The organism is Streptomyces sp. NPDC005962, assembly GCF_040629205.1.
Classification (GTDB): Bacteria; Actinomycetota; Actinomycetes; order Streptomycetales; family Streptomycetaceae; genus Streptomyces.
Map to the genome: position 1 here is coordinate 35,494 of NZ_JBEXVE010000005.1, position 20,948 is coordinate 56,441.

Below are 20,948 nucleotides of genomic sequence, written 5' to 3' on the forward strand. Positions count from 1 at the left end.
CGCGCATTCTGACGGGCTGATAGTTGGACCGCGTAGGTGAGGAGTTGGGCCGCCCGGGCTACGCACGCCGCTACAACGGCACCTGCCAGAGCACCGTCGTGCCGCCCCCGCCCGGCCCGCCGCCCAGCCCGTCGTCCGCTGTGTTCCGCAGTCCGAGCCCCGGCCCGTAGGTGCTCGACCCGCCCAGTGCCTCGGCCCGCCGGGCCAGGTTCGCCAGCCCGCTGCGCCGCCCGCCCGCCGCGACGCCCACCCCGTCGTCCGCGACCGTCAGCCGCAGCGCGGGCCGCCCGTCGGCGAGCCGCGCCGTCACGTCCACGACCACCTCGATGCGCGCCGCCCTGGCGTGCCGGAAGGCGTTCGACAACGCCTCGCGCAGCGCCGCGACGAGGCTGCTTCCGGCCGGTTCGCCGACCCGCGTGTCGACCGGGCCGACGAAGCTGAGCGACGGCTGGAAACCGAGCGGCACCGCGGCCGCCCCGACCTCCCGCAGCACCCTGGTGCGCAGCCCGGACGGCGCCCCCTCCGGGCCCCGCTGCAGCGCGAAGATCGCCGTCCGTATCTCCCGGATGGTGGCGCCCAGTTCGCCGGCGGCCCGCTCGACCTGGTCCCCCACCTCCGGCGCCTCCGTGTGCCGCCGCACGCTCTCCAGCAGCAACCCCGTCGCGAACAGCCGCTGGATGACCAGATCGTGCAGATCGCGGGCGATCCGGTCCCGCTCCTCCAGCACCGCCAGCCGCTCCCGGTCACGCTGCGCCTCGGCGAGCACCAGCGCGACCGCCGCCTGCGCCGCGAACTGGGTGGCGAGCCTGCGCTCGGTGGCGGTGAACGGCCGGGCACCGGGGCCGCGCGGGGTGGCCAGCACGCCCAGCACCCGGTCGCCGCTGCTCAGCGGAAGCATCATGTTCGGCCCGTAACGGCCCAGGACACCGGCGGCCAGCCGGGGTTCGGCGGCCGGGTCGTCGCCGAAGAGGGGCTCCCCGGCCAGCAGCCGCGGCACGGCGGGGGAGCGGGCCGGGACGACCGCGCCGAGCAGCGCGGCCCCCTCCGGACGGTTCGCGGCGTCCACCGCCACGATCTCCAGCCCGCCGCCCTCCTCCGGCACCAGCACGATGCCCGCCGCCGAACCGGCCAGATGACGGGCCTTCTCCGCGACGACCACCAGGGCGTCCTCGGCGTCGCCGGACAGCAGGGAGTGGGTGACGGCCACCGAACCGTCGATCCACCGCTCGCGCTGCCGGGTCGCCTCGTGGAAGCGGGCGTTGCCGATGGCGATCCCGGCCTCCGTCGCCAGCACCTTGACCAAGTGCAGATCGGGCACGCTGAACTCCCCGCCGTCCCGCTTCTCGGCGAGGCACAGATGGCCGAAGACCTCCTCCCCGACCCGGATCGGCACCCCCAGGAAGGACCGCGGCAGCGGTTCGGCCGGCAGCAGCCCCTCCCCGGCGGACCGACGCCCGGCGAGCAGCTCGCCGCACCGCGCCCGGTCCGCCTCGGTCGCCCCGTACGTGACGACGTCGGCGAGCCCCTGGCCCGCCGCGTCGATCACGCCGATCGCCGCGCACCGGGCGCCCGCCAGCTCGGCCGCGGTCTCGGCGATGCGGTCGAGGACCACGCGCAGCTCCAGGCCGGTGCCGATGGAGCGCATCGCCTCCAGCAGCCGCGGTACGCGCGCGGTCAGCTCGGTGGACAGCCCCTGGAGCCCGCGGGTCGCCTCCGCGGCGACGTCCAGGGGGTCCGGTGAGGGTGCCGAGGCGGCCATGGTCCGAGCGTAATGAATGGCTTTTGCCCGGGAAAGCGGAGGTTTTACCGCCGGGAGGTCCCGGGGGACGGTCAGCCGGGGACTCCGGAGCGCGCCGGGACCCCCTCCTCGACACTCCGCGGACCGGCCTCCGCCGCCTCCCGCTCCAGCATCCGGCGGAACGGCCCGTCCCCAGCGGCCAGTTCGCCGTACGTGCCGCGCTGCACGGCCCGGCCGCCGTCGAGCACGATCACTTCGTCGACCGCCTCCAGGCCCGCGAGGCGGTGGGTGATCAGCACGGTGGTGCGGCCCCGGGTCGCCGTCAGCAGATCGGCGGTCAGGGCGTCGGCCGTCGGCAGGTCCAGGTGCTCGGCTGGCTCGTCCAGCACCAGCACCGGGAAGTCCGCCAGCAGCGCGCGGGCCAGCGCGAGCCGCTGCCGCTGGCCGCCGGAGAGCCGGGCGCCCAGCTCGCCGACGTGGGTGTCGAGACCGTCCGGCAGCCCGTCCACCCACGCCAGCAGCCGGGCGGCGGCCAGCGCCGCGCGCAGCTCGTCGTCGCCCGCGCCGGGGCGTGCGAGCCGCAGGTTCTCCCGCAGCGAGCTGTCGAAGATGTGCGCGTCCTGGGCGCACAGCCCGACCAGCCGCCGCACCGCGTCCCCGTCCACGGCCGCCGCGTCCCGGCCCGCCAGGGTGTACGTACCGTCCTCGGCGTCCAGGAAACGCAGCAGCACCTGGGCCAGCGTGGTCTTGCCGGACCCGGACGGGCCGACGACCGCGACCCGGCGGCCCGGACGCAGCTCCAGGTCGAACCCGTCCAGCGCACGGGTGCGCTGCCCCGCGTGGCGCGCCGACAGCCCGCGCACCACCAGCGGAAAGGCCGACGAGGGCGGCTCCTCGGCGCCGCCGTCCCGGACCGGAAGCGGCGCGTCGATCACCTCGTACAGCCGCTCGGCGGCCCGCCGCACCCGCTGCCGGTGCTGCACCGCGAGCGGCAGCCCGGCGACCGCCTCGAAGGCGGCCAGTGGCGTCAGCACGACGACGGCCAGCCACACCCCGTGAATACGCCCCTCGGCCACCGCCCCGACCCCGGCCCACGCCGCGACGGCCACGGTCAGCCCGCACACCAGGGCGGACAGCCCGGCGCCCGCGCCGGTGGCGGCGGCGCCCCGCCGGGCGATCCGGGTGAGCACCCCGTCGGCCCGGCGCACCGCGTCCAGCCGACGCGGCAGCGCGCCCGCCACCGTCAGCTCGGCGGTTCCGGCCAGCAGATCCACCACCTGCGCCGACAGCGCGCCGCGCGCGGGCGACAACCGGCGCTCCGCACGCCGGGCGAGCGCCCCCGACACGGCGGGCACCCCGGCCCCGGCCACCAGCAGCCCCACCGCGAGCACGGCCCCCGCCTCGGGCAGCACCCACGCGGTGAACCCGACCGAGGCGGCGCTCACCACCAGCGCCGCGCCGACCGGTAGCAGCCAGCGCAGAAAGTAGTCCTGGACGGCGTCCACGTCCGCCACCAGCCGGGAGAGCAGATCCCCCCGCCGGGTCTCCTTGAGCCCCGCGGGCGCCAGCCGCTCCAGCCGCCGGTAGACGGCGACCCGCAGCTCGGCCAGCACCCGGAGCACCGCGTCGTGGCTGACCAGCCGCTCCGCGTAGCGGAAGACGGCCCGGCCGATCCCGAACGCCCGGGTCGCGGTGACCGCCACCATCAGGTACAGCACCGGCGGCTCCTGCGACGCCCGCGAGATCAGCCACCCGGACACGGCCATCAGCCCGACGGCGCTCATGAGCGCGAGACTCCCGAGCCCCAGCGCCAGCGAAAACCGCCCCCACGCCCCCCGCGCACCCGCCCGAACCCGCCGCAGCACACCGGGCACGCCCGATCCCCCGGTTCGCGCCACGGGCCCGGCGCCCGTAACGCCGTCGCGGTCACCGTCCGCCGCCGGGTCAGCCGATGCCCAGGCGTCCACCGCCGCATCGTGCGTCACGACGCGCGCCTCGGCGCGCGCAGGCGCGGTCGTCCGAGCGGCGGCTGCGGCGCCACCGACACCGCCCCCGGTTCGCCCGAGCCCGCCGCCCCCGGCAGCCTCGCTCTCGCCACCCGCCGCGTCACCGGACCCGGCCCGGCCCGCGTCGGTCCGTTCGCCCCTGGCGCCCGGGCGGCCCGCCTCCGGCTGGTACGACACGGCGGACGCGCCCGCATCCGCCCCCGCGAGCCCGGTGCTCGTGGCTTCCGCGCACGACACCGCCGACTCGGCGGGCGGAGTGCCCCGTACCGGGCCCGCGCCCGGGTCAGCCGACGCCCCGGCGTCCGCCGCCGCACCGTCCGCCGCCACGCGCGCAGCGGGAGCGGCCGCGGGGCCCGGCAGTTCGACGGTCCGGTCGGCCAGGGGAAGCAGCGCCGGGCGGTGGATGACCAGGAGGACCGTGCGGCCCTCGGCGAGCCGCCGTACCGCGTCGACGACCGCCGCCTCCGTCGCGCCGTCCAGGTTCGCGGTGGGCTCGTCGAGCAGCAGCACCGGGCGGTCGGCCAGGAAGGCGCGGGCCAGGGCGATGCGCTGGCGCTGGCCGGCGGACAGGCCCGCGCCCATCTCCCCGAGCCGGGTCCCGGCACCCTCCGGCAGGGCGGAGACGAAGCCGAGGGCGTCGGCCTGCCGCAGGGCGTCGTGCACCGCGGCGTCGTCGGCGTCGGGGCGCGCCAGCCGTACGTTCTCGGCGATGGTGTCGGCGAAGAGGTACGGGCGCTGCGGCACCCAGGCGATCTGGCGGCGCCAGCTCTCGGGGTCGAGCGACGCCAGGTCGCGGCCGCCCACCAGCACCCGGCCCTCGGACGGTTCCGCGAAGCCCAGCACGGCGTTGAGCAGGGTCGTCTTGCCCGCGCCGCTGGGCCCGGTGATCGCCACGGTCTCGCCGGGGCGGACCTCGAACGAGGCCGGGGCCAGGGAGGGGGCCGCGCGCCCGGGGTGACGGACGACCAGCCCGTCGATCGTGAGCCCGGCGTTCCGGGCATCGGGCGCGAGCGCCATACCGGCGGACGCCATACCGGCGGCGGCCGGTTCCCGCTCCAGCACGGCGAACGCCTCGTCCGCCGCCGCGAGCCCTTCCGCCGCCGCGTGGTACTGCGCGCCCACCTGCCGCAGCGGCAGATACGCCTCGGGCGCGAGGACGAGCACCATCAGCCCGGTGTACAGGTCCAGTTCGCCGTGGACGAGCCGCATGCCGATGCCGACCGCGACCAGCGCGACGGACAGCGTGGACAGCAGCTCCAGGGCGAAGGAGGACAGGAAGGCCAGCCGCAGCGTCTTCAGCGTGGCCCGCCGGTAGTCGGCGGTGATGGACCGGATCGCGGTGGCCTGGGCCTTGGCGCGGCCGAAGACCTTGAGGGTCGGCAATCCGGCGACGACGTCGAGGAAGTGGCCGGACAGCCGGGACAGCAGCCGCCACTGACGGTCCATTTGGGACTGAGTGGCCCAGCCGATGAGCACCATGAAGAGCGGGATCAGCGGCAGGGTGGCGACGATGACCACCGCCGAGACCCAGTCGGCGGTGACGATACGGGCGAGCACCGCCGCCGGGACCACCACGGCCAGCCCCAGCTGGGGCAGATAGCGGGCGAAGTAGTCGTCCAGCGCGTCGACGCCCCGGGTGGCGAGGGTGGTGAGCTCCCCGGTGCGCTGGGAGTCCAGCCAGCCGGGCCCCAGCCGCACCGCCCGCTCCAGCAGCCTCAGCCGCAGCTCCGACTTGACCGCGGCGCTCGCCCGGTGCGCGGCCAGCTCGGTCAGCCAGGAGACGGCGGCCCGGCCCCCGGCGACCAGCGCCAGCCAGATCAGCGGCGCGGTCAGGGCGCCGGTCGCCTCGCCCCGCTGGAACGCGCCCACCACGATCTCGGCGATCAGCATCGCCTGCGCGATGACGAGCCCGGCTCCGGCGAGCCCCAGCGCCACGGAGGCGGCCAGGAAGAACCGGGTCGCCCGCGCGTACCGGAGCAGCCGGGGGTCGATTGGTTTCACGTGAAACACACCACCTGAGGCAGTAGCCGTATCAGTGGGCGGCGGGGATGTGCTGGGTGCCGATGCGCTTGCGGAAGACCCAGTATGTCCACGCCTGGTAGGCCATGATCAGCGGCATCATGATGACCGCGACCCACGTCATGATCTTCAGCGGATAGGCGCTGGCGGCCGCGTTCGCCGCCGTCAGGCTCCACTTCGGGTCCAGCGAGGACGGCATGACGTCCGGGAAGAGCGCCAGGAAGAGCATCGCGACCGCCGCCGCGATGGCCACCCCGGACAGACCGAACGCCCAGCCCTCACGCCCCCGCGCGTTCATCACCAGGGCCGCGGCCAGAGCCGCCACCACGAGGACCGCCGCCACCAGGCTGCGCCCGTTGCCGCTGTCGGCCTGGGTCCAGCCGAGGAACGCGATCGCGGCCACGGCCGCGACGGGGCCGAGCCAGGCCGCGTACCGGCGCGACCGCGCCCGGATGTCCCCGGCCGTCTTGAGCGCGGCGAAGACCGCGCCGTGGAAGGTGAACAGCACGAGCGTGACGACGCCGCCGAGCAGGGCGTACGGGGTGATCAGGTCACCCAGGCCGCCCGCGTAATTCTTGTCCGGGCCGATCGGCACCCCGTGCACCAGGTTGGCGAAGATCGCGCCCCACAGGAACGCGGGGAGCAGCGAGCACCAGAAGATCGTGTGCTCCCAGTTGCGCTGCCAGCGGTCCTCGCCGCGCTTATGCCGGTACTCGAAGGCGACACCGCGCAGGATCAGACAGACCAGGATGGCCAGCAGCGGCAGGTAGAAGCCGCTGAAGAGGGTCGCGTACCAGTCCGGGAAGGCGGCGAAGGTGGCGCCCGCGGCGGTGATCAGCCAGACCTCGTTGCCGTCCCAGACCGGCCCGATGGTGTTGATCAGCACACGGCGCTCGGTGCGGTCCCGGGCGAGCAGCTTGGTCAGCACTCCGATACCGAAGTCGAAGCCTTCGAGGAAGAAGTAGCCGGTCCACAGGAAGGCGATCAGCAGGAACCAGAAGTCGTGAAGGTGCATGAGTCTCTCCGGCCGTCGTGACGCGTCAGTACGCGAAGGTCAGCGGCTTGTCGGCGTCGTCCTCCGCGGCGGACCCGCCGCCCGGACCACCGCCGGGACCGCCCGGGCCGCCCGAGGGCAGCCGCAGCTTCGGGTCCTCGGCGGGCGGCTTCTCGTCGGTGTCCGGCCCGGCCTTGGCGTACTTGGCCAGCAGCCGCACCTCGATGACGGCGAGCACGCCGTACAGCAGGGTGAAGACGCCGAGGGAGATGAGGACCTCGGTCTGGCTGACGCCGGGGGAGACCGCGTCGGAGGTCTTCATCAGCCCGTACACCGCCCAGGGCTGGCGCCCCATCTCGGTGAAGATCCAGCCGAAGGAGTTGGCGATCAGCGGGAAGCCCATGGTGAGGATGCCGATCCGCCAGGACCACTTGGTCAGCAGCGGGCTCATCTCGCGCCTCTTGGTGAGCATGAGCCGCGGGATCTCGTCGTCGGCGGTGCGGAAGGCGGGGTCGAGCCAGCGCTTCTTCCGGGTCGTCCACAGCCCGATGACACCGGCGGCGAACGAGGTCATGCCGAAGCCGATCATCAGCCGGAAGCCCCAGAAGGTCATGAAGATGCTGGGGATGTAGTCCTCGGGCTGGCCACCGTAGGCGGCGGCCTCCTTCTGCGCGACGTCGTTGATGCCGGGGACGGCGTCGGTGAAGTTGCTGTGCGCGAGGAAGGACAGCGCCGCGGGAACCTCCAGCTCGACGCTGTTGTGCCCCTCGCTGACGTCGCCCACCGCGAAGACGGAGAAGGGCGCGGGCGCCTTGGTGTCCCACAGCGCCTCCGCCGAGGCCATCTTCATCGGCTGCTGCTCGAACATCACCTTGCCGAGCGAGTCGCCGCTGATCGCCGTACCCAGTCCGGCGACGACGGCCACGATCAGACCGACCCGCAGGCTGGCCCGCATCGCCCCGATCTGCTTCTTCTCCTTCTCGCCCGGCTCCTCGCCGCGCAGCTGCGCGCGCTTGGCCCGCCACAGGTGCAGAGAGGCGATGCCGACCACGAACGCGCCACCGGTGAGGAAGGCGGCGGTGAGCGTGTGGAAGACCACGACCAGGGTGGTGTCCTGGGTCAGCACCGCCCAGATGTCGGTCAGCCGGGCCTTGCCGGTGGCCTTGTCGATGGCGTAGCCGGTCGGGTGCTGCATCCAGGAGTTGGCGGCGAGGATGAAGTACGACGACAGGACGGTGCCGAGCGAGACGATCCAGATGCAGGCGCAGTGGATCTTCTTCGGCAGCTTGTCCCAGCCGAAGATCCACAGGCCGATGAAGGTGGACTCGAAGAAGAAGGCGAGCAGCGCCTCCATCGCGAGCGGGGCGCCGAAGACGTCACCGACGAAGCGCGAGTAGTCGGACCAGTTCATGCCGAACTGGAACTCCTGGACGATGCCGGTGACGACACCCATCGCGATGTTGATCAGGAAGAGCTTGCCCCAGAACTTGGTGGCGTGGAAGTACTTCTCCTTGCCCGTGCGCACCCAGGCGGTTTCCAGCCCGGCGGTGATCGCCGCGAGAGAGATCGTCAGCGGAACGAAGAGGAAGTGGTAGACGGTCGTGATCCCGAACTGCCATCGCGCCAGGGTCTCCGGCGCCAGAGCCAGCTCCACGTGAATCTCTCCTTACGGTCTTGCCGTGCCGCACGGTCGTGCCGTGCTGCTCCCCGAAGCGAGCTTGTGAACGTATTCACATTCACAAGCAATAATACGCACATGCCTTCGCCCCCTCCCACCTGGGGGTGGGAGGGGGCGAATGGGTCACGCCTGGGTATCCTTCGCCGTTCAGGAAGGCACCGCGCTCACAGCTCCTTGCGGAACTCCTCGGCGGCCCGCAGGAAGAGGTCGTTCGCCTCCCGCTCGCCGATCGTCACGCGCGTCCCCTCACCCGGGAACGGCCGCACGACCACGCCCGCCGCCTCGCACGCCGCCGCGAAGTCGGCCGTACGCTCCCCCAGCCGCAGCCAGACGAAGTTGGCGTGCGAGTCCGGCACCGTCCAGCCCTGTCCGGTCAGCGCCCCGGCCACCCGCGCCCGCTCGGCGACCAGCGCCTCCACCCGCTCGCGCAGCGCGTCCTCGCTGTGCAGCGAGGCGACCGCGGCGTCCTGGGCGAGCTGGCTCACGCCGAAGGGGACCGCGGTCTTGCGCAGCGCCGCGGCGACCGGCTCATGGGCGATCGCGAAGCCGACCCGCAGCCCGGCCAGGCCGTACGCCTTGGAGAAGGTGCGCAGGACGCAGACGTTCGGCCGGTCCCGGTAGAGGTCGATGCCGTTGGGGACCCGGTCGTCCCGGATGAACTCGATGTACGCCTCGTCCAGCACCACCAGCACATCGGACGGCACCCGGTCCAGGAACCGCTCCAGCTCCGCCCGGCGCACCACGGTGCTGGTCGGATTGTTGGGGTTACAGACGAAAATCAGCCGGGTGCGGTCGGTGATCGCATCCGCCATCGCGTCCAGGTCGTGGACCTCCGCGTCGGTCAGCGGGACCCGCACCGAGGTCGCGCCCGCGATCTGAGTGATGATCGGATATCCCTCGAAGGACCGCCAGGCGTAGATCACCTCGTCGCCCGGCCCGGCCGTCGACTGGACGATCTGCTGGGCCAGGCCGATCGAGCCGGTCCCGGTGGCCAGGTGCTCCAGCGGTACGTCGAAGCGGCTCGCCAGCTCGGCGATCAGCGCGGTGCAGGCGAGGTCGGGGTAGCGGTTGAAGGACGCGGCCGCGTTCGCGACCGTCTCCAGCACCCCGGCCAGCGGCGGATACGGATTCTCGTTGGAGGACAGCTTGAAGGACCGCGGTCCGTCCCCGGCGGCCGGCTTACCGGGCTTGTACGTCGGAATCCCGTCCAGCGCGGCGCGCAGCTTGGGGTTCTTCTCACTCACCGGCAGTCCTCCTCGACCCGTCCCTTCGGCTCCGTGCGCAGGCTTCGCACACGGCAATACCGCACACCTTATGAGGATTACCCGCCCCGCGTACCCGCCGGGGCGCCCGCGTACCGGGCGGGGGCGCCCGCGTATCCGCCGGGGGGAGCGCTCCGCGCTTTCGCGCGCGCCGGTGGCGAGCGCCGTGGCGCGCATCCCTCGTGCAGGTGAGTTGAGACCTCTTCGAGACATCGAGCAATCGCCAGGCGTGGATATGCCAGAGGCGACCAGACCCCTCCCCGACACCCCAACTGGCTTCACTTCCAAGGGAATTGGGCGGAGCACTCATGCAGAAACGTGCCTTCCGAATACCGATGGCGGAATCGCGCAGACCGGGCACTCGGGCCCTACTATCGGCTGGCCATGACAGCAGCAGGGAAGCACCAGGTGAGCCGGTCGGCCGGCCGCCGGTTAGGCAGGGCGGGCATCCGGGATGTAGCCGCCGCCGCCGGGGTCTCGATCACGACCGTCTCCGACGCGCTCAACGGCAAGGGACGGCTCCCGGATGCCACCCGCCGCCACGTCCGCGAGGTCGCCGAGCGGCTGGGCTATCGCCCGTCCGCCGCGGCTCGTACCCTCCGTACCGGCAAGTCCGGCCTCCTCGGCCTGACCGTGACCACGTACGGGGATGAACCTTTCACCTTCACCGAGTTCGCCTACTTCGCCGAGATGGCACGGGCCGCGACCTCCGCCGCGCTGGCCCGCGGCTACGCCCTGGTCATCCTCCCGGCCACCTCCCGCCACGACGTGTGGTCCAACGTCGCGCTCGACGGCACCATCGTGGTCGACCCGTCCGACCACGATCCGGTGGTCGCCGAACTGCTCCGCCAGGGCCTCCCCGTGGTCAGCGACGGCCGCCCGGCCGGGACGCTCCCGGTGACCGCCTGGGTCGACAACGACCACGAGGCGGCCGTGCTCGGCCTCCTGGACCACCTCGCCGAGGCCGGCGCCCGCCGCATCGGACTGCTCACCGGTACCACCACCGACACCTACACCCGGCTGTCGACCGAGGCGTATCTGCACTGGTGCGAGCGGGTGGGCCAGGACCCCGTCTACGAGGCGTACCCGGCCCACGACCCCTGTGCCGGGGCCGTCGCCGCCGACCGGCTGCTCGCCCGGCCGGACCGCCCCGACGCGGTCTACGGGCTCTTCGACCCCAACGGCACGGATCTGCTCGCCGCCGCGCGCCGCTACGGGCTGCGCGTCCCGGAGGATCTGCTGCTGGTCTGCTGCAGTGAATCCACGGTCTACCGCACCACCGAACCGCCCATCACGACGCTTTCGCTCAAACCGCGCCGGATCGGCACCGCCGTCGTGCAACTGCTCATCGACGCCATCGAGGGGCTCGACAGCGACCGCCCAGTCGAGCAGGTGATACCCACCGAACTGATCGTGCGGACCTCGTCCCAGAGGCGTCCGCCGCGTACGACGGTCAGCCCGCCGCGCAGCCGCGCCGGAGGATGATCGAGGATGATCTGAGAGCGACTCAAAAATGACCGGAGGAGAACCCGACGCCCATGGGCTTCCCCTACCGGGCCAATCCGGGATAAAAGACCGTCCAAGCGGGACCGAGTACCGATTGACGGCACCCTGGTGCGTCACAAGCCCTCACGGTCATTCCTATGATGGGCGGACGACACCGTGGACCGCCGTCGACCAGGCAAGGTCCACAAGGTGGCACGGCGGCGCGATGGTGGAGGGGTCGATGACTCAGGGGGCCGGTCTGGAAGCCACGGCAGGGACCATGGCGGCACCTCCGCCCGTGCCCGCGTACGGGGCGTCCACGCCGCCCGGTCCGGTGCCTCCGGAACCCGCGCCCGCCCCGATGCCCGACGGGTACACACCGACCGAGAAGTTGCCGGTCATCGGCCCGGGGCACACCATCGCGGACACCCGGCTGGTGCCTCCGCAGGACCGGCCGACGATCGCGCTCGCCTCGGTGACCGACCCCGAGGCCGACCCGGAGGACGACGGCGAGGGCCCGGGCCCGCTGTTCGTCGTGGGCGACGTCCACGGCTATTACGACGAGCTGCGCGAGGCGCTCGCCGCCCAGGGTCTGATCGACGACAAGGGCAGCTGGGCCGCCGGGAAAGCGCGGCTGTGGTTCCTCGGCGACTTCACCGACCGCGGCCCGGACGGCATCGGCGTCATCGACCTGGTGATGCAGCTCTCCGCCGAGGCCGCGGCCGCGGGCGGCTACTGCAAGGCGCTGATGGGCAATCACGAACTGCTCCTCATCGGCGCCAAGCGGTTCGGCGACACCCCCGTCCATTCCGGGGCCGGTACCGCCTCCTTCCAGGCCGCCTGGCTGCTCAACGGCGGCCAGCGCACCGACATGGAGCGGCTGGAGGACCATCACCTCCAGTGGATGTCCCGGCTGGACGCGATGGCCAAGGCGGACGGGCATCTGCTCGTGCACTCCGACACCACCGCCTATCTGGACTACGGCGACTCGATCGAGGCGGTCAACGACACCGTCACCGAGACGCTGCAGCGCAGTGACGCCGACGAGTGCTGGGACCTGTTCCGCAAATTCACCAAGCGCTTCGCCTTCCGCGACGAAGACGCCGGACCGATGGCCGTGCGCGAATTGCTCGGCGCCTACGGCGGGGAGCGCATCGTCCACGGGCACAGCCCGATCCCGTATCTGCTGGGCGAAGTCGGCTCGGAGGACGGCGAGGACGATGGCCCGCCCGCGGTCGACGGCCCGCACCTCTACGCGGACAATCTCGCGGTCGCGATGGACGGCGGCGTCACCATGGCCGGAAAACTGCTGGTCGTACAACTGCCGCTCGACAGCTGAGGGTGAGGCGGACGCACACGGGAAGAGCCGGACGGCACCACCGGGGCTGAGCAAATCACGAAACTTGCTGTCACCTCGCGCCGGATCGGCTCTACCATCGGTTTATCCGTCGCAGGCTCTCCTCCGTTTCCGCCCGACTGCCGGTGAAAGCCGGACACGAAGGCCCTACGGAGTATCGGGGGATGCACCATGAAAAGCGCTCCGCACCTGTTCGCCGAGGACCGCCCGGAGTTCGAGCGAGTTCTCGACGAGGTGCTGCGTACCGCGGACCGCCAACCGGATCTGAAGGGCATAGGACAGCGGCTCACCGCCGAGCAGCTGCGCACCATGGCGCTCAGCGCCTCGGCCGCCATCACCGCGTGCGCGGCCGCCGAATACCAGGATTACGTCGTCGCCCGCACCAGACTGCGGGAGCCCGCCCCGCCCCTCCCCATGACCGGGGACCCGCGGGACGACGACGAGCACGCGCACTCCGCCGGGTTCGGGGGCACCCTCCTGGACGCCTCAGGAGCCGGGCTGGTCCCCATGCTCGCCGTCCTGGCCCCGGTCCTGGCCGGGACCGCCGCGATCATCTTCCTGCTCGTCGGCTATGTACTGCACGTCCTGGACCCCTCGCCGTCCATCGCCCAGCCGATGATCACCGCGGGCTGGTTCTTCGCCGCGCTCACCGCCGCGGGCATCCTCCTCGCCGGCGTCGGCCTCCTCATCACCGCGCTGCGCAACGGCTCCAGCGCGATCCGCGGCGAGGCCCTGGCCGAGCAGCTGGAAGAGGTGGACCGGGCCAGAGAGGCCTGGCGCCTGGCCCTGCTGGAGCGGGGCGTGCTGCCCTTCCTCCACGAGGCCCTGGCCAACCCCTCGGCCCCCGCCCCATGGGCCCCGACGGCCTACGTCCCCGGCCGCTCCGAAGCGGCGGGCCGCACCCCCCACCTCGGCTACAGCCGCCCGGGCTTCAGCACCGACGACGAGGCCCCCAGAGCCCGCCCCCGCTACACCAGCCCGGACTACACCAGCCCCGAATACGGCGGCCCGGAAAACCAGCCGGACTAGCCGGTGGTGGCCCGACGATGATCGCGCCGCCGGGCTCCCGGAAACGTGTTTCGGGGAGCCCGGCGGCCGTAGACCGTGAGCCGTGGCTCAGTCCGCGAGGGGGAGGTAGACGCGGTTGCCCGCGGCCGCGAACTCGCGGGACTTCTCTGCCATTCCGGCCTCCGCTTCCGCCTCGTCCATCGCGGCGCCGTGCTCGCGCCGGATGTCGTGGCTGATCTTCATGGAGCAGAACTTGGGCCCGCACATGGAGCAGAAGTGCGCCGTCTTGGCCGGTTCCGCCGGGAGCGTCTCGTCGTGGAAGGAGCGCGCCGTGTCCGGGTCGAGGGCCAGGTTGAACTGGTCCTCCCACCGGAACTCGAAGCGGGCGTCGGAGAGCGCGTCGTCCCAGGCCTGGGCGTCGGGGTGGCCCTTGGCCAGGTCGGCGGCGTGGGCGGCGATCTTGTAGGTGATCACGCCGGTCTTCACGTCGTCACGGTCCGGCAGCCCCAGGTGCTCCTTGGGGGTGACGTAGCAGAGCATCGCCGTGCCCCACCAGGCGATCATCGCGGCGCCGATGCCTGAGGTGATGTGGTCGTAGGCGGGCGCGATATCCGTGGTGAGGGGGCCCAGGGTGTAGAAGGGGGCCTCCTCGCAGATCTCCTGCTGGAGGTCGACGTTCTCCTTGATCTTGTGCATCGGGACATGGCCCGGGCCCTCGATCATCGTCTGGACGCCGTGCTCCTTGGCGATCCGGTTGAGTTCGCCGAGCGTGCGCAGCTCCGCGAACTGCGCCTCGTCGTTGGCGTCGGCGATCGATCCGGGGCGCAGTCCGTCACCGAGCGAGTAGGTGACGTCGTACGCCGCGAGGATCTCGCACAGCTCCTCGAAGTGGGTGTAGAGGAAGGACTCCTGATGGTGGGCCAGGCACCAGGCGGCCATGATCGAACCGCCCCGGGAGACGATGCCGGTCTTGCGGCGGGCGGTCAGGGGGACGTACGGCAGCCGTACGCCCGCGTGGACCGTCATGTAGTCGACGCCCTGCTCGGCCTGTTCGATGATGGTGTCCTTGTAGACCTCCCAGGACAGCTCCTCGGCCTTGCCGTCGACCTTCTCCAGCGCCTGGTAGAGCGGCACGGTGCCGATGGGCACCGGAGAGTTGCGCAGCAGCCACTCGCGGGTGGTGTGGATGTTGCGTCCGGTCGAGAGGTCCATGACCGTGTCGGCGCCCCAGTGGGTCGCCCAGGTCATCTTGTCGACCTCTTCCTCGATGGACGAGGTGACGGCGGAGTTGCCGATGTTGGCGTTGACCTTCACCAGGAACCGCTTGCCGATGATCATCGGCTCGATCTCCGGGTGGTTGACGTTGACGGGCAGCACGGCCCGCCCCGCCGCGATCTCCTCGCGGACCACCTCGGGGGAGACGTTCTCGCGGAGCGCCACGTACTCCATCTCCGCCGTGACCTCGCCCCGGCGGGCGTAGCTGAGTTGGGTGACGGCGGCGCCGTCGCGGGCCCGGCGGGGCTGGCGCGGCCGTCCGGGGAAGACCGCGTCGAGGTTGCGCAGGCCGTCGCGGGGCGCGGTGGGTTTGAGCCCGTCGTCCTCGGGACGGGCCGGACGGCCGGAGTACTCCTCGGTGTCGTCGCGGGAGATGATCCAGTTCTGCCGCAGTGGCGCGAGGCCACGGCGGACGTCGGTTTCGATGTGGGGGTCGGTGTACGGGCCGGACGTGTCGTACAGCGTCACGTCCTGGCCATTGGTGAGGTGCACGCGGCGAACCGGGACCTGGAGGTCAGGGCGGGAACCCGTGACATATCCCTTGTGCCAGCCGAAATCGGCAGCGTTTTCGCGCATGTGTGCATCCTGCTGAGTCATGAGACCCACTCCCTACGCCGGCATTACCCGGTAACAGGTTCAGCGGTCGGCGCAGCTCTCTGGCGTCAGCGCCCTCTCAGCCCGGTGCTCCGAGCTCCCGCGATTGCAAAGGTGCCCCTACGCTAACGGTTTCCCGGCATCCCTGAACAGGGGGCCATCCACTCTTGCGATGATGCGACGGTGACCGCGACACAGCAGGACCACCCGCCCGAGCAGTCCCACCCGTCCGGCCAGGCCCACAGCCAGGCCCACGGACACGGCCACAGCCACGCCCACTCCCACGGCCCGGCCGCACCCGTCTCCGCACGCCTCCGCAAGGTCATCGCGGCGGTGCTCATCCCCTTCGCCGTCGCCGTCGTCGCCGGGCTGATCGCGCTGTGGCCGGGCGGCCCCGAACACACCACGCAGGGCCGCAGCGGGCTCGGCTTCGACCAGGAGACGGTCTCCGGGCGGGTGGTGAAGGTCGAGGAGGTCAACTGCGCCGACGTCAACGCGCAGCCGCAGGCACCCACCGAACCGGGTCAGCAGGGCGGCTCCGCCCCGAACCCCGGCGGCGGAACCGGGGGCGGAACCGAGGGCGGCTCCGGCGGCGGGAAGACCGTCTGCGAGAGGGCCACCATCGAGGTCACCTCGGGCAAGGACAAGGGCCGTACGTTCCCCGAGATCGTCCAGCCGAACGCCTCACGGCAGTTCAGCGCCGGGCAGGAGCTGAAGCTGTCGTACGCGCCCAAGGCGCCCAAGAACCTCCAGTACTCGGTCTCGGACATCAACCGCTCGTTCCCGATGGCGCTGCTCGCCGGGCTGTTCGCGCTCGTGGTCGTGGCCGTCGGGCGGCTGCGCGGGGTCTTCGCGCTGGTGGCGCTGGCCATCAGCTTCGGGGTGCTGACGCTGTTCATCCTCCCGGCGATACTCCAGGGTTCGAATCCGCTGGTGGTCGCGGTCGTCGGGGGCAGCGCGATCATGCTGCTGGCGCTCTATATGTGCCACGGGCTGAGCGCCCGGACGTCGGTCGCGGTGGTCGGCACCCTGGTCTCGCTGCTGCTGATCGGCGTGCTCGGCTCGCTGTTCATCGGCTGGGCGTCGCTGACCGGCAACACCGACGACCAGACCGGTCTGGTGCACGGCCTCTATCCCGATATCGAGATCAAGGGACTGCTGCTGGCAGGGGTCATCATCGGTTCGCTCGGGGTGCTGGACGATGTGACGGTCACCCAGACCTCGGCGGTGTGGGAGCTGCGGGAAGCGGACCCCACCACGAGTCGACGGGGGCTCTACGCGGCCGCGATGCGCATCGGGCGGGACCACATCGCGTCCGTCGTGAACACCCTGGTGCTGGCGTACGCGGGCGCCTCGCTGCCGCTGCTGCTCCTCTTCTCGATCGCGGACAGCGGGGTGGGAACGGTGGCGACGAGCGAGATCGTCGCGCAGGAGATCGTCCGCACGCTGGTGGGCAGCATCGGGCTGGTCGCCTCGGTGCCGGTGACCACGGCCCTGGCCGTGCTGGTCGTCTCCGCGGACCACGCGCCGAAGGAAGCCACGGCGGCGAGCGGCAGCGGGCCGAGTGGGAGCGGGCCGAGCGGCGGCGGACGGGGGCGCGGGCGGCGCCGCCGGGCGCGCGCACGCTGAGAAGCGCTGCGGGCGACGGCCGGCCGAGGACCGCTACGCGTAGCGGTCCTCGGCCAGGATGCGGTCCAGTTCGGCGTCGAGGTCACCGACCGGATCGCAGGCCGCGGGCTCCTCACCGAACGGGACGAGCCGGTCCGTACGGTCCAGGAAGGCCACCAGCGGCGCCGCCCCGGCCCGGAACAGGGCTCTCTCGGACCCCACCTGCAGCTTGATGAACACATCCGAGAGCCCTTCGGGCGAGGCCGGTGCGATCCGCACATCGCCCTCGCCGGAGGGTTTGCTCAGCCCGTCCAGCAGCAGCTCACGGGCGAAGGCCCAGCTCACCGGCGCGTCGCCGGGCAAGTGGAAGGTGATCTCGACCGCGTAGGGATCGCCGCTGTCGTACGACAGCTCGACCGGAATCCGGAAGGACAGTTCCTGCGAGACCAGAAAGGTCATCGTCACTTCCGCCTGGACTGTGTCACGCATGTCACGCATCGTTCGCCGCCCCGGGTAGTTCAGACTTGGCCGACTCTGGAGCGTAGCGACTCGACTGCGGGGCGGAGTCGCTTTGCCTCATGTGAGGGAACGGAAATGGCCAGTGTTGCCGTGGTGGAACCCACGGGGCCGGGCGCCGCCGGCCCGGTGCGCGGGCGATCAGGGCCGGTTCAGCGGCCGTGTCGATGTTCGCTGTCGTCAACAGGCACCCCCGGGGTGTTGTTGCGAGGCAGACGCCGAGATGGGGAACGTCGCGGACTCGCACTCTAACCACAGTGGTGCCGTGGGGCCGATGTTTGGCTCCCCGGTATCCCTCGCGCGGCGTACCCGCCGCGCGGGGTCACGGGGCCGGAGTCACCCGGCCCGCGGGGTCACCGTCCGCGGGTCACCAGTCGCGGGTCACCAGTCGCCGCGGGACGACGACGAGGTGAACTTCCGTACGACGTAGATCAGACCGCCGATCAGCGCCACCAGCAGCAGCGCCTTGAAGAGCAGGCCGATGACGAAGCCGACCACGCTCATGATCAGCCCGCCGAAGACGGCGAGGACGAGAACCGGCACCGCGATCCATGTCACCCACCACGGCAAGCCCTGGAATATGCCCTTCGCGGCCACGTCTGCTCCTTGCTCTCTCCTGGCTGACGGGGCCGGTCTGCGGCACCGGTCCCCCTGCCCTCGATGCTAGGGCGGACAGGAAGCGGACGGAGGGCTTCCATCCCCCGTCCGTCCCTGACCGTACCCGTAGGGGACCGGAGCGCCGCCGTCAGCTTTCCGGGGGAGAGAACACCACCATGACCCGCAGGTCCTCGGTGATGTGGTGGAACTTGTGCGCCACGCCCGCCGGTACGTACACGACGCTGCCCCGCGCCACCTGGGTCGTCTCCATGCCCACCGTGATCGACGCCCGGCCGCTCACCACCAGGTACACCTCGTCCTGGCCGTGCGGCGCCTGCGGATCGGCCTGGCCCGCGTCCAGCGCGTACAGCCCGACCGACATGTTCCGCTCACGCAGGAACTGCAGATACGCGCCCTCGTTCGCGGCCCGCTCCGCCTCCAGCTCGTCCAGCCGGAACGCTTTCATTCGCTTCTCCACCCCTGCCTGCCATGCCCCTGCCCGTCTCCGGGCCTGTCTGCGACGATCTCAACCATGAAGAATTTGCTCGTCAAGACGCTCGCCAACGCCGGCGCCCTCGGCGTCGCCATCTGGCTGCTCAAGGACATCACGCTGACCGGTGACAACACCGGACGTCAGACGATCACCCTCATTCTCGTCGCCCTGCTCTTCGGCGTGGTGAACGTGGTGGTCAAGCCGGTCGTCAAGCTGCTGGCATTTCCCCTGTTCATCCTCACCCTCGGACTGATCACCCTGGTGATCAACGCCCTGATGCTGCTGCTGACCTCCTGGCTGGCCGGGAAATTGGATCTCAGCTTCCATGTCGACGGCTTCGGCGCCGCCTTCCTCGGTGGCCTGATCGTTTCCATAGTCGCCTGGGCGCTGCACGTCGTCCTTCCCGATGACAAGGACTGACCGCGGCCGGGGATGATGACAGGTATGAGAGCCCCGTCGCCCTATCGTGTCTGCTTCGTCTGCACCGGCAACATATGCCGGTCGCCGATGGCCGAATCCATTGTCCGCGCCCGTGCCGGGGAGGCCGGACTCGACGGCCTCGTCGCATGGGACAGCGCGGGCACCGGCCCCTGGCACGAGGGCGACGGGGCCGACCGTCGCGCGATCGCCGTGCTCACCGACCACGGATATGGGCAGGATCACACCGCGCGCCAGTTCCAGCCCGGCTGGTTCGCCCACCTCGATCTGGTGATCGCGCTGGACAGCGGCCATCTGCGGGAGCTGCGCGCCCTGGCACCGACCCCGCGGGACGCCGCGAAGGTGCGGCTGCTGCGCGACTACGACCCGGACGCCTCCCCGGACGCACCGGGCGGTCTGGACGTACCGGACCCCTTCTTCGGCGGGACGGACGGCTTCGAAGAGGTCCTGGAGATGATCGAGGCCGCGAGCGGCGGACTGCTGGACGCGGTCGCCGAGGCCCTCGACGGCGCGTCCGCAGATCCCGACGAGCCCGTCGAGGAGCGCGTATGACCGGCGACGGCACCCGGGCCGTACGGGCCGGACTCCCCGAGGCCGAGGCATACGAACCGGCGCTGCCCGGTCCCGTCTTCGCCGCGCACTACCACCTCCCCGGCGACGCCTCCGGGCCCTTCGTCTACGGCCGCGACACCAACCCCACCTGGTCCCGGCTGGAGCGGGCGATCAGCGAGCTGGAGTCGCCGGACGCCGACGCCGAGACCGTCGTCTTCGCGTCCGGCATGGGCGCGATCGCGGCCGTCCTCCTGTCCCAGCTGCGGCAGGGCGACACCGCCGTCCTGCCGTCAGACGGCTACCAGCTGCTCCCGGCGCTCGGCGAGCGGTTGCGGAGCTTCGGCATCCGGGTGCGTACCGCCCCGACCGCCGACGACGGCCAGCTGACCGCCCTGGACGACAGCACCGGGCTGCTGTGGCTGGAGACGCCGTCCAACCCCGGCCTCGACGTGTGCGACATCCGCGGGCTCGCCGAGGCCGCGCACGCGCGCGGCGCCCTGGTCGCCGTCGACAACACCCTCGCCACCCCGATCGGCCAGCGCCCCCTGGAGCTGGGCGCGGACTTCTCCGTGGCGAGCGGCACCAAGGCGCTCAGCGGCCACGGCGATGTCCTGCTCGGCTACGTCACCTGCCGCGATGCGGAGCTGGCCGCCGCCGTGCGCGGCTGGCGCAAGACCGTCGGCGCGATCCCCGGGCCCATGGAGGCCTGGCTCGCCCACCGCTCCCTGGCCACCCTCCCGCTGCGCGTCGACCGGCAGGCCCACACCGCCCTCGCGCTCGCCGGGGCGCTGCGCGACCGGCCCGAGGTCACCGGGCTGCGCCACCCCGGGCTGCCGGACGATCCGGCGCACCCGGTCGCGGCCGGGCAGATGCGCGGCGGGCGCTTCGGCTGTGTGGTGTCCTTCACCCTGCCCGGCAAGGAGCACGCGGAGCGGTTCCTCGCCGCGCTGCGGCTGGTCGACGACGCCACCAGCTTCGGCGGCGTGCGCTCCACCGCCGAGCGGCGCGGCCGGTGGGGCGGCGACGCGGTCGCCGAGGGCTTCATCCGCTTCTCGGTGGGTGTGGAGGACCCGGACGATCTGATCGCGGATGTGCGGCGCGCGCTCGACGAGGCCCGCGACGGGAACCTCGGCGAGACACGCGGCGCGCGCGAGAGCGAGTGAAGGCGGCCGAAACTCGCCGTACGGCTTATGCGCGGGTACGCCTGACGGGCGTCTCAAGCCTCCCCCCTCGTGGCTTGAGACGCCCCGGTTCTCTCGTGGAGAACCGCTTGAACAAGGCTAGTTGACTCAGCGTCAGTGTCCAATCACAGTAGCGACATCGACCTA

16 protein-coding genes and 1 riboswitch are annotated in these 20,948 nt (G+C 71.9%); of the genes, 7 read left to right on the forward strand and 9 right to left on the reverse strand.

All coding sequences use genetic code 11. From position 1 onward, the window contains the following. Positions 1-70 precede the first annotated feature (70 nt). The 5 genes from ABZ370_RS10445 to hisC form a co-directional block, all read right to left on the reverse strand. Complete coding sequence (locus ABZ370_RS10445; RefSeq protein WP_358618865.1) at positions 71-1,759, reverse strand: GAF domain-containing protein; 1,689 nt, start codon at positions 1,757-1,759, stop codon at positions 71-73. Positions 1,760-1,830: 71 nt separating this feature from the next. Further along, a complete protein-coding gene (cydD, locus tag ABZ370_RS10450; RefSeq protein ID WP_358618867.1) occupies positions 1,831-5,745 on the reverse strand; it encodes a thiol reductant ABC exporter subunit CydD in 3,915 nt (1,304 codons plus the stop codon). A 31-nt stretch (positions 5,746-5,776) separates the two neighbouring features. Beyond that, positions 5,777-6,778 (reverse strand): cytochrome d ubiquinol oxidase subunit II, encoded by a 1,002-nt coding sequence (gene cydB, locus ABZ370_RS10455; protein WP_358618868.1) that lies wholly within the window; start codon positions 6,776-6,778, stop codon positions 5,777-5,779. 25 nt (positions 6,779-6,803) lie between these two features. Next, a complete protein-coding gene (locus tag ABZ370_RS10460; RefSeq protein ID WP_358618870.1) occupies positions 6,804-8,411 on the reverse strand; it encodes a cytochrome ubiquinol oxidase subunit I in 1,608 nt (535 codons plus the stop codon). 188 nt (positions 8,412-8,599) lie between these two features. Then, a complete protein-coding gene (hisC, locus tag ABZ370_RS10465; RefSeq protein WP_358618871.1) occupies positions 8,600-9,679 on the reverse strand; it encodes a histidinol-phosphate transaminase in 1,080 nt (359 codons plus the stop codon). 402 nt (positions 9,680-10,081) lie between these two features. Between hisC and ABZ370_RS10470 the strand changes: the two genes are divergently transcribed. The 3 genes from ABZ370_RS10470 (at position 10,082) to ABZ370_RS10480 (ending at position 13,568) form a co-directional block, all read left to right on the forward strand. Continuing rightward, complete coding sequence (locus ABZ370_RS10470) at positions 10,082-11,182, forward strand: LacI family DNA-binding transcriptional regulator (protein WP_358618872.1); 1,101 nt, start codon at positions 10,082-10,084, stop codon at positions 11,180-11,182. Between the two features lie 226 nt (positions 11,183-11,408). Next, positions 11,409-12,521, forward strand: coding sequence for a metallophosphoesterase (locus ABZ370_RS10475; RefSeq protein ID WP_358618873.1), 1,113 nt, complete (start codon positions 11,409-11,411; stop codon positions 12,519-12,521). A gap of 189 nt (positions 12,522-12,710) precedes the next feature. Beyond that, a complete protein-coding gene (locus tag ABZ370_RS10480; RefSeq protein WP_358618875.1) occupies positions 12,711-13,568 on the forward strand; it encodes a hypothetical protein in 858 nt (285 codons plus the stop codon). A gap of 87 nt (positions 13,569-13,655) precedes the next feature. On the opposite strand, the gene thiC is transcribed toward ABZ370_RS10480, so the two are convergent. Then, a complete protein-coding gene (gene thiC, locus ABZ370_RS10485) occupies positions 13,656-15,419 on the reverse strand; it encodes a phosphomethylpyrimidine synthase ThiC (RefSeq protein ID WP_358618876.1) in 1,764 nt (587 codons plus the stop codon). After that, positions 15,412-15,530: riboswitch (TPP riboswitch) on the reverse strand. It overlaps the preceding gene by 8 nt. 69 nt (positions 15,531-15,599) lie before the next feature. Here thiC and ABZ370_RS10490 point away from each other — a divergent pair. Then, entirely contained in the window at positions 15,600-17,045 is a 1,446-nt protein-coding gene (locus ABZ370_RS10490) for a YibE/F family protein (protein WP_358618878.1), read from the forward strand. A gap of 33 nt (positions 17,046-17,078) precedes the next feature. Here ABZ370_RS10490 and ABZ370_RS10495 read toward each other — a convergent pair whose 3' ends face one another. The 3 genes from ABZ370_RS10495 to ABZ370_RS10505 form a co-directional block, all read right to left on the reverse strand. Beyond that, entirely contained in the window at positions 17,079-17,513 is a 435-nt protein-coding gene (locus ABZ370_RS10495; RefSeq protein WP_358618880.1) for an SsgA family sporulation/cell division regulator, read from the reverse strand. A gap of 408 nt (positions 17,514-17,921) precedes the next feature. After that, on the reverse strand, positions 17,922-18,137 hold the full coding sequence (locus tag ABZ370_RS10500) for a DUF5326 family protein (RefSeq protein WP_358618882.1): 216 nt from the start codon (positions 18,135-18,137) through the stop codon (positions 17,922-17,924). A 148-nt stretch (positions 18,138-18,285) separates the two neighbouring features. After that, the gene (locus ABZ370_RS10505) at positions 18,286-18,603 is read right to left on the reverse strand and encodes a cupin domain-containing protein (RefSeq protein WP_358618884.1); all 318 of its coding nucleotides are present in this window, start codon (positions 18,601-18,603) and stop codon (positions 18,286-18,288) included. Between the two features lie 66 nt (positions 18,604-18,669). Here ABZ370_RS10505 and ABZ370_RS10510 point away from each other — a divergent pair, with 66 nt between their 5' ends. From ABZ370_RS10510 to ABZ370_RS10520, 3 genes are read left to right on the forward strand one after another with little or no spacing between them, the layout of a single operon-like run. Next, a complete protein-coding gene (locus tag ABZ370_RS10510) occupies positions 18,670-19,050 on the forward strand; it encodes a phage holin family protein (RefSeq protein WP_358618886.1) in 381 nt (126 codons plus the stop codon). Positions 19,051-19,074: 24 nt separating this feature from the next. Beyond that, positions 19,075-19,620 carry a low molecular weight protein-tyrosine-phosphatase gene (locus tag ABZ370_RS10515; protein ID WP_358618887.1) on the forward strand — a complete coding sequence of 182 codons (546 nt, stop codon included), beginning with the start codon at positions 19,075-19,077 and terminating at the stop codon, positions 19,618-19,620. Continuing rightward, positions 19,617-20,783 carry a cystathionine gamma-lyase gene (locus tag ABZ370_RS10520; protein WP_358618889.1) on the forward strand — a complete coding sequence of 389 codons (1,167 nt, stop codon included), beginning with the start codon at positions 19,617-19,619 and terminating at the stop codon, positions 20,781-20,783. Before ABZ370_RS10515 ends, ABZ370_RS10520 begins: the two co-directional genes overlap by 4 nt. Positions 20,784-20,948: the final 165 nt, after the last annotated feature.